Source organism: Mycobacterium sp. NPDC003449 (genome assembly GCF_053588415.1).
In genome coordinates this window covers 38,197-47,597 of record NZ_JBSFPX010000031.1, presented here as the reverse complement: position 1 = coordinate 47,597, position 9,401 = coordinate 38,197, and the positions used below count along the sequence as shown (strand labels likewise).

Below are 9,401 nucleotides of genomic sequence, written 5' to 3'. Positions count from 1 at the left end.
CAGAACTGTTGAAGCCCTTCGTGAAACGCGAGGTCATGCCGGGAAATCTGCGGGGTGCGAGAGCATATTGGCGTGGATATCGACCGGGTCCCGCGGATCTGTCGAGCGCAGCCGGATGAACCCCCGACTGCGGGGGTGCACCACCCCGGCAAACAGCGTCCACCCGTGCTCGGGAAGCCCGAAGTGGGCGATGTTCTCGGCACTGGACTTCGGCACCTCGGCCTGGCACGTCTGCAGATCCGGTGCATCCAGCCCGCTACGGCTGGTGGCGAAGTAGGTGGCCTCCGATGCATTGTTGCGGGGCGCCACGGGTTCGCGGTACTCCCAGACGCAGTCGAAGCCGGGATGATCCTGCAGATTACGGCCCACCCCGGGCAGGTGGGCTTGTACCGGAATGCCGAGCCGGCGTAACTCATCCTCCGGGCCGATTCCGGAGTGCATCAACACTTTCGGGGTGTTGATCGCACCCGCGGACAGGATGACTTCGGTGCCCGCGGTGATCTGCCGGGCCGAACCCTCCTGGAACAGTTCGACGCCGGTGGCCCGGCCACCCTCGACGGTGATCCTGGTGACCAGCGTGTCGGTGATGACGTCCAGGTTTGGCTGCCCCAGGACCGGTCGGACATAGGAGCCGAACACCGACTGACGCCATCCGCCCCGCGCGCGGATGTCGGTGATGGCGACACCGGCACGCTGTTCCATCATCCGTCCGTTCTGGTTCTCGAACTCCGGGATTCCCACGCTGCGGGCCGCGCCGACCGTTGCCGGCGCCAACGGGTTCGGATCGGGTGCCGGCTCGACATACACAAGCCCACCGGTGCCGCGGTGATCCGGGTCGGGCTCCCCGTGGAAGTCCTCGATTCGGCGGTAGATGTCGAGGACCGCTTCATAGCCCCAGGCCTGATCGCCGGATTCGAAGGCGAAGTGGTCCCAGTCGTCCTTGTGGCCGCGAGCCCAGACCATCAGGTTGATGCTGGAGCCCCCGCCGAGCACCCGGCCCATCGACAACGGCACGGAGCGCCCGTTGACGTCGGCGCTGGGCATGCCAGTGAATCCCCAGTCCCGTTCGGTTCCCAGGTTGAGTGGCCATTGATCGGCCGCCGCGATGGCCGGCACCTCATCGGTGCCACCCGCCTCCACCAGAAGCACTGTCACCGCGAGATTTTCGGCCAGGCGGCGGGCGACGACCGAACCGGATGCGCCAGAGCCGCAGACGATGAAGTCGTAGTGCGACCGGAGGGTGTCGATGTAGCTCACGGCTCCATTGCACACGCGGGCGGTTATCGCGTCCAACGATCAAATCTGATGTTGACCATCTATTCAATAGATAGACTGTCGGGCATGGAACTGCGCCAGATCGAGCACTTCATTGCCGTCGCCGACGAGCTGAATTTCACCCGCGCGGCCGCCCGGGTACACGTCGTGCAATCGGCACTGTCGACGTCGGTCGCGAAACTGGAACGCGAACTCGGCGTCACCCTCTTCGACCGCACCCGCCTGCGGATCACCCTGACCCCGGCAGGTGAACGCTTCCGCGGCCACGCCCAGGACGTGCTACGTAGTGTCCGGGCGGCCGTCGGCTCCGTTGGCGAGTTCCGTGACACACTGTCTGGCACTGTTGAATTCGGGTCCCTGATCTCGTTCGGCCCGATGGATGTCGCGGGCGCGCTCGGAGACTTCCACCGCCAGCACCCCTACGTGCGCCTGCGGTTGCGGTTGAGCCAGTCCGGAGCCTCGGCCTACCTGGCGGCACTCATCGAGGGCGCACTGGATTTAGCGTTGGTGTCGGTGCCTGACCGCTTGCCACCCCAACTGGACATGCGGCTGCTGTTCGAGGACCCCATGGTGTTCGTCTGCGGCCAGGATCACCCGGTGGCCGGGCGCAAGCGAGTCGACCTCGGCGATCTCGCCGGCGAGGAACTCGTCGGATTCCCACCTGGATTCGGGCTGCGACATCTCGTCGATGACGCGTTTCGCACCGTCGGCGCCGATCCACACACCCGCTACGAAGTGCCCGCCGGGTTCACGGCCATCGCAGAGCTCGTCGCCAACGGCCTTGGTGGTGCCTTCATGCCCGCATCGGAAACCCGCAGATTCCCGGCCCTGCGTGCCGTCGAGCTGACCGATCCGATCATCTGGCAGGTGTATCTGGCCTCGCCACCCGCCACCCGAATGACGCCGGCGACCACCGCGTTGGCCGGCCTGCTCCTCGACGCGGCAGTACGCGCCCGGAAGCAATAATGGCTGATCAAATGAACAGCAGCGGCCGGCCTACCGGGCCGCCAGCGTCGACGTGAAGTAGGTGACGCCGTTCATCGTCTCCCGGTCGTCGTCGGTCTGCGGGATCTCCGCCAACCCGTGGCCGGTGAGGAGCCGGGCCATCGGCGTCGCGGCCGACGTCCAGCCGCGCGCGTCCAGGTACGCGCCGACGTTCTGGCGCTCGCCCTCGAACGCGATCACGGTGAGATCGGGCTCGAAGCCGTGCTCGCGCCACTTGGCGGTCGCCTCGCGCATACGCTCGCGCGCCTCCTCGGGGTCCATGTCGCCGGTATTCGGGACGGCCTCGGTGCCGAGTCGACTGCCGGCAGCGCTGAGTGCGGTGACGGTGTCGAGCAGCCGGTCCTGGGCTTCGGGTGCCAGGTAGCCGAACAGGCCCTCGGCGATCCACGCCGTCGGCCGGTCCGGCTCGAAGCCGGCCGCGGTCAGCGCCGTCGGCCAGTCCTCGCGCAGGTCGATCGCGACCGGGCGCAACTCGACCGTGGGTTCGGCGCCGAGGCCGGCCAGCGTCGTGGTCTTGAACTCGATGACGGCCGGCTGATCGATCTCGAACACCGTCGTCCCCGCCGGCCAGTCCAGCCGATAGGCTCGGGTATCCAGGCCAGAGGCGAGGATGACGGCCTGGCGGATTCCCGCCGCTGCGGCATCGGCGAAGAATTCGTCGAAGTAGCGCGTGCGGGCCGCGAGCGATGCGGGCATCTGCGCCAGACCCCACGAACTGCCCTCCGCGTCGAGATCCGACGCGGACAGCTCACCGGTGGCCCAGCGGGTCAGAAAGGTCACACCGACCGCGCGGACCAGCGGCTCGGCGAACGGATCGTTGATGTCACCGTTGGTGGTGGCGATGGCCCGCGCCGCCGCTGCCATCGTCGCCGTCGTCCCAACGCTGGTGGCGGGATCCCACGATTCCCTGGCCGCTGCCATTGTCTACCTCCGAAAGTTGTTCTGGCTGAGGTGATCCGCTGCCGGGCGCGGGCAACGGACTCCCGACCCGCCCAGCAGCTTCACCGAATTCGACGATAACGCTGCTTGCCGGCCGTCGGCACGACGTTATCGTGACGCTCCCGGACCAGGGCAACCGCAGGTGTCGCCCGTCCGCAGCGACGGTTCCAGTTCCCCGTCGCCGGACGCCGGGTCGCCGAGGAGCCGGCCGAGTGCCTGGTGGGCGATCGCGCCGACCGGCTGCTGGACGGCCGTCAGGCGGAACTGACCGTAGTCGCTTCCCGCGCCGTCGAAGCCGACCACCCGAATATCGCCGGGAACGGTCAGACCCGCATCGGTGATCGCGCGCAGCGTCGCCGCGCTCTGCCCGTAGGTCCCGACCACGAACGCCCGCGGCGGGCGCGCCACACCGCGCAGGTAGGCGCCGACGGCGGCGTAGGCACCGGACGGGGTGAGATCGGTGCGGACGACCGGGGTGTCCCGGCCCGCGACGGCGGCCACGCCGTCGAACCGTTGCTGCACGGTTTCGCGGTCGCCGTGGCTGACATCGGCCTCGGTGAAGCCACCGACGAAGGCCAGATCGCGGCACCCGTGGGTGTCGGCGAGGTGGCGGGCGGTGAGTCCGCCCGCATGCACGTGATCGACCCCGACGATCTCGGCGTCCACCTCGCCGCGGATGTTGTGCATCCACACCACCGGAATGCGTTCCCGACGGCACAGTTTCGCCGTTCCCGGCGCATCGGCGGCCCCGATCACGATCAGGCCGTCGATACCGACCTCGGCGAACGCCGTGGCGAACTCGAGTTCGCGCTCCGGGTCGTAGCCGGTGTTGCCGATCACGGTGAGGTGGTCGCGGGCGCGGGCCTCCACCTCGATCCGCCCGACGAACTGCCCGAACAGGGGCAGGGTGAGATCGGGGACGAGCAGGCCGATCTGTCGCCACCGGCGCGGGCGGCGCAGCGCGCGGGCCCGCAGATCGGGCCGGTAGTCCAGCGCGTCGATCGCGCTGATCACCTTGGACCGCAACGCTTCCGACACCGGTCTCGGCCCGTTGTTGAGCACATAGCTGACCACCGCGGTCGACGTTCCTGCCCGCTTGGCCACATCGGCCAGTGTCGGACGTTTCGTGCTCACCCCTGTTGTCCTCGCTCCTGGAAAGTGTCCTCGTGAGACCTCTCATCAGACCCGACATCGGGCCGGAGATAAGACTTTGAATCACAGCGATTGTGACGGTTCCACGATCGCTGACGCTCATTACGCTAATCGATTAGAAATCCGAGGTAGCCCGCGGACATGAGCACGAGATTGGTGGAGCAGCTGACATGGCATTTGTACGACAGTCCGGAGTCACCTACCTCGACCCCGACCTCGTCCACGACAGCTATGTGCTGTTCACCGGGGCCGATTCGGTCACCCGCCTGATCGACCTCAACGGCACCGTCGTGCACGACTGGCCGTACGCCGGGGTGCCGCCCCGCCTCCTCGATCCGGCGCTCAACGCGGGTCGCATCGGCGACGTCGGGGTCCAGTTGTCCGACAGCGGCGACGCCCGTGGCGGCATCTACGCCAACGGTACTGTGGGTCAACTCGATTGGTCCGGTGAACGGGTCTGGGAATGGGGCGCGCAGGCGCCCGGCGGGGCGGCCCGCCAGAACCACGACTGGGAACTCCTGCCCAACGGTAACCGGCTGATCCTGGTCACGGTGCCCCGCGTGGTGCCGGGCCTCGGCGACCATATCGTCGGCGATCAGGGCCTCTACGAGGTGACCCCCGACGGGGAGATCGTGTGGACCTGGCTGGCCGGCGACCATCTCGACGAATTCGGATTCTCGGCACACGGCTGGGCCGCGCTGCGCGAGACGGTGGCCCGCGATCCCGAGGACCCGTGGGGCTATCTGGAGATGAACAGCGCCAAATCGCTCGGCGCCAACCGGTGGCACGTCGCCGACGCCGACAGCGTCTTTCATCCCGACAACATCCTGGTGAGCTTCCGCAAGGCCAACATCATCGCGCTCATCGACAAGTCGTCGGGAGCCGTCGCCTGGAAGCTGGGACCGTACTACGCCGACCCGGCCGGGTCCCAGCATCAGCGGATCAACGCGCACAAGGTGCCGCGCCCGCTGGATCAGACCTCCGGACAGCACAATCCGCACATGATCGCCGCCGGCCTCCCCGGCGCGGGCAACATTCTGGTGTTCGACAACCAGGGCGGCGCCGGGTATCCGCCCGCACCGCTCGGCATCTACGCCGGGTCGCGGATCCTCGAAATCGACCCGGCCACCCGGGAAATCGTCTGGCAGTACACCGCGGAGGATTCCGGCCTGCCGTCGTGGACCTTCTTCAGTTCGTTCGTCAGCAACGCGCAGCGGCTGCCCAACGGCAACACCCTGATCGCCGAGGGCATGCAGGGGCGCCTGTTCCAGGTGACCGCCGACGGCGACGTGGTCTGGGAGTACCACAGCCCCTACCAGGGTTACGGCGTGGCCGGCGAACCCGAGGTCAAGCAGCCCCGGGTGCCCGGGGTCGACCGGCTCACCCGGACCGCGCTGGTGTACCGCGCGCAGGCCGTCGCCTTCGACTGGACGCCGCCGGGCACACCCCGCGCCGCTCTGCGGGCGGTGCCAACGGTCGCCCACGGGGCGAACGGATGACGGCGGGGACCGCGGTCCGGGCCGAGGCGGTGAGCGCGGCGCAACCGGCACCGGCCCGGTTGCGTTCGGTCTTCGCCCGGTTCGGCACGCTCGGCTGGACGGTCGCCGGGCTCGCCATCGCGGCCGCGGTGTGGTCGCTCGCGGTCGCGACCGGACACTTCCCCCGCCAGCTGTTCCCGAGCCTGCCCGAGGTCGTCGCGGCGGGCCACACCTTGTGGGCCGAAGGCCTGCTGGCCGACGACATCATCGCCAGTCTGCGCAGGGCCGCAATCGGTTTCGCGATCGGTGCGGTCGTCGCCGTGGTGACCGCCGTGGCCACCGCGACTACCGCCGCGGGCCGCAATCTGCTGCAGCCGGTGTTGCGGGTCTTCTCCCCCATTCCGACCATCGGCCTGGTTCCGCTGGCCATCCTCTGGTTCGGGCTCGGCGAGAACAGCAAGACCCTGGTGATCGCGCTCGGCGTGTTCGTGCCGGTGTGGATCAACAGCCATGCCGGGCTCGCCAGTACCCCGGCGGACTATCTCAAGGCCGCGCGCTGCCTCGGCGCCGGGCGCTGGCAGACGCTGCGCCGGGTGGTACTGCCGGAGGCCGCACCCGATATCGCATCCGGGCTCCGGGTCGGTGCGGCGATGGCATTCGTATTGATCGTGGTGGCCGAGATGACCGGCACCACAGCGGGTATCGGCTACCGGATCTATCAGGCGCAACTTTTCTCCCAGGCCGACCGGCTGATCTTCTGCCTCATCGTCCTCGGCATCCTCGGCGCGCTGTGCGATCTGCTCGTCAACTCGCTCACCGCCCCGTTCACCCGGTGGGCCAGGGAGGAACACTGAGATGACCCAGAGCCCGGCATTGGAAACCCGCGATCTGGTGGTGCGCTTCCCCGGTAAGCCGCAACCCACGCTCGACCACATCTCGCTGACCATCCCCGACGGGTCGTTCGCCGTGCTCGTCGGCGCGTCCGGGAGTGGCAAGTCGACCCTGCTGCACTGCCTGGCCGGTCTCATCACCCCGACCTCGGGGACGGTGGTGGACCACGGCGAGGGCACCGGCAGACCCGTCACCGCGCCCAGCCCCCGCCGCGGCGTCGCCTTCCAGCGCGATGTCCTGTTTCCGTGGATGACCGTCGCCGACAACATCGAATTCGCACTGGCCGCAAGAAAATCCGCAAAACCCGAGCGGCGGGCCAGAATTCGGGACCTGCTCGACCTGGTCGGACTGCCCGAGGACGTCGGCGGGCAACGCCCCACCGAACTGTCCGGTGGCATGCGTCAGCGGGTGAGCATCGCCAGGGTTCTGGCCGGCGAGCCGACCGTGATGCTGATGGACGAACCGTTCGCGGCCCTGGACGCGCTGACCCGGCTGCGGATGCAGGACCTGCTCATCGACCTGTGGACCCGGCTGAACCGCACCATCGTGTTCGTCACCCACGACATCGACGAGGCGATCCGGCTCGGCGACACCGTCAGCGTGCTGCGCGACGGGCACATCGCCGAGCACATCGTCAACCCGCTGAGCCGGCCCCGGCCCGCCGACGCACTCGCAGATCAACCCGGCTACAGCGAGATTCGCAAGATCCTGCACCACCAACTCGGCACCGACCATGCAGTTCACGGCTCACAAAGGACATGACCATCGTGAAGATCTCCCTTCGGCGCCTCGCCTCCGCGGCCCTGACGGCCGTCGCGTTCGCCGCGTCGATCACCGCGTGCACGGACTCCGGCAGCGCCGACGCCGAGCGGCTGACGGTCGGATTCGTCGTCGACCCGTCCTGGGCCCAGATCCCGGTCGCGGCCGACACCGGGCTGTTCAGCAAGCACGGCGTCGACGTGAAGGTGGTGAACTTCCAGTCCGGGGTCGAGGCCCTGCAGGCGGCCGCGGCCGGTCAGGTCGACATCACCACCGCCGCCGACGTGCCGACGTCCGCCGCGCTCACCCGCACCCCGACGCTGCGCGTCGTCGGTGACGGGTCACGGTGGGAAGGGTCGCGGATCGTGGCCCGCCGCAGCGCGGGCATCAACACCGTCGCCGACCTGTCCGGCAAGTCCATCGGCACCCCGCTGGGCACCAGTGCCGCCTACTACATCGCGAACGCGTTGGCAGCGAACAAGATCGACGCCAATCTGGTTCAGGTGTCGCCGTCGGCCATGGTCACCGCGGTGACCCAGCGCAACGTCGATGCGGTGTCGATCTTCCAGCCCTATCAGGCGCAGGCCGTCCAGGCCCTCGACGCCGACGCGGTCGAGCTGGCCGGCGGCACCTACAACCAGCACAGCCTGTTCCTGTCGACCCAGGACGCGATAGCGGCCAAGGGCAAGGCCATGACGGCGTTCTTCGCCGCCATCGACGAGGCCGGGCCCGCATTGTCCCGACAGGACGCCGCGGCCGTCGACGCCGTCACCAAGGCGACCCAACTCGACCCGCAACTGCTGCGCACGGTCCTCAAGGAGTTCGACTTCACCCTCCAGCTCAACCCCGATCTGGCGGCCAAGCTGACCGAACTCGGCGAATGGGCCAAAACGCAGAAGTCGATCGATGCCTCGACGGCGCTGCCGAACTACGCCGAGCGGCTCGACAACCAGTTACTGCCGAAAACCACGTCGTAAGGGCGCGACCGCAGCGACACTGACCGCACGCAATAATGTCGTCACACAGCCGAGCCTGCTGTGGCCACATTCACACGATGTCGAGGCGGTTGATAGGTGATGTCGCAGGAGATATCGAGGCCCGAAAACGGCTCCGAACCCGACGTGACCGAGGATCGGCCCGCCAAGCGCGCCATCTATCAGCGTCGGGGCTTCAAACTCAGCACACCGGTCGGCGAGATCGCGTTCGCGATCCGGACACCGCGGTCGCGGCCCGTCGTGCCGAAGCGGTTCGATCCGCTGGGTCTCACCGACCGGGCCGTCGATATGGCCAGGACCGGTTTCAAGCTGGCCAGCTGGAGCGAGGAGCAACTGGCCACCCTGGTGAAGAACCGGCTCGAAGCCCTCGATCAGGCGCCGAACCCGCAGCAACCCGCCACGCCGGAGGAGCCGACCGCCGACTCGCTCAACACCAAGATGGGCCGGTTGCTGGAACGGGCCCTGGACCAGAGCACCAGCGGCAGTCAGGTCGAGCTGTACCACCGGCTGCTCAACCAGCTCGTGGCCGATGAGGCCCGCATCATCGGCGCGCTGTCCGAAGGCGCCACCTCACCGCTGGTCAACATCCACTCCCGAACCCGCACGTCCGGCCAGCCGGTGCTGGAGAACGCCTGCCTGATCGGCCGGACCGCCAACGTCGCATTACCCAGGATGGTCCCGCAGTACGTCAGCCATCTGCTGTCCCTCGGCCTGGTGGAGACCAGCCCCGAGGACGCCGACAAGAAGGCCGACTACGAAATCCTGCTCGCCGAGCCCGCGGTGCTGAGCGCGATCAAGAACGCCTCGCGAGGTCCGCTCACGGCGCGCGTCGAGAAGCTCACGCTCAGCCTGTCCGGCCTGGGCATCGGACTGTGGGAGGCGGCCATGCAACAGGACGGTCGGTGAG

General features: G+C 68.2%; 8 protein-coding genes and 1 pseudogene. 6 read left to right on the top strand and 3 right to left on the bottom strand.

Annotation, left to right across the window (positions count from 1 at the left end):
- Nucleotides 1–36: 36 nt before the first annotated feature.
- Nucleotides 37–1,257, bottom strand: a pseudogene (locus ACWDTP_RS11415) (GMC family oxidoreductase); the annotation flags it as partial.
- 84 nt (nt 1,258–1,341) lie between these two features.
- Here ACWDTP_RS11415 and ACWDTP_RS11410 point away from each other — a divergent pair.
- Complete coding sequence (locus ACWDTP_RS11410) at nt 1,342–2,241, top strand: LysR family transcriptional regulator (protein ID WP_450019610.1); 900 nt, start codon at nt 1,342–1,344, stop codon at nt 2,239–2,241.
- Between the two features lie 30 nt (nt 2,242–2,271).
- On the opposite strand, the gene ACWDTP_RS11405 is transcribed toward ACWDTP_RS11410, so the two are convergent.
- Complete coding sequence (locus ACWDTP_RS11405) at nt 2,272–3,201, bottom strand: class I SAM-dependent methyltransferase (protein WP_450019608.1); 930 nt, start codon at nt 3,199–3,201, stop codon at nt 2,272–2,274.
- A gap of 126 nt (nt 3,202–3,327) precedes the next feature.
- Nucleotides 3,328–4,353, bottom strand: a complete 1,026-nt coding sequence (locus tag ACWDTP_RS11400) for a LacI family DNA-binding transcriptional regulator (RefSeq protein WP_450019606.1) — start codon at nt 4,351–4,353, stop codon at nt 3,328–3,330.
- Nucleotides 4,354–4,541: 188 nt separating this feature from the next.
- Between ACWDTP_RS11400 and ACWDTP_RS11395 the strand changes: the two genes are divergently transcribed.
- The 5 genes from ACWDTP_RS11395 to ACWDTP_RS11375 all read left to right on the top strand — a co-directional run bounded on the left by ACWDTP_RS11395 (nt 4,542) and on the right by ACWDTP_RS11375 (nt 9,400).
- Entirely contained in the window at nt 4,542–5,870 is a 1,329-nt protein-coding gene (locus ACWDTP_RS11395; protein WP_450019604.1) for an aryl-sulfate sulfotransferase, read from the top strand.
- Nucleotides 5,867–6,703: an ABC transporter permease gene (locus tag ACWDTP_RS11390; RefSeq protein ID WP_450019602.1), complete on the top strand. Its 837-nt coding sequence runs from the start codon at nt 5,867–5,869 to the stop codon at nt 6,701–6,703. The genes ACWDTP_RS11395 and ACWDTP_RS11390 overlap by 4 nt, the downstream gene beginning before the upstream one ends.
- A gap of 1 nt (nt 6,704) precedes the next feature.
- Nucleotides 6,705–7,502: an ABC transporter ATP-binding protein gene (locus ACWDTP_RS11385; protein WP_450019600.1), complete on the top strand. Its 798-nt coding sequence runs from the start codon at nt 6,705–6,707 to the stop codon at nt 7,500–7,502.
- Nucleotides 7,503–7,507: 5 nt separating this feature from the next.
- Entirely contained in the window at nt 7,508–8,476 is a 969-nt protein-coding gene (locus ACWDTP_RS11380) for an ABC transporter substrate-binding protein (RefSeq protein ID WP_450019598.1), read from the top strand.
- A gap of 99 nt (nt 8,477–8,575) precedes the next feature.
- Nucleotides 8,576–9,400, top strand: coding sequence for an Abi-alpha family protein (locus tag ACWDTP_RS11375; protein WP_450019596.1), 825 nt, complete (start codon nt 8,576–8,578; stop codon nt 9,398–9,400).
- The last annotated feature ends 1 nt before the right edge of the window (nt 9,401 follow it).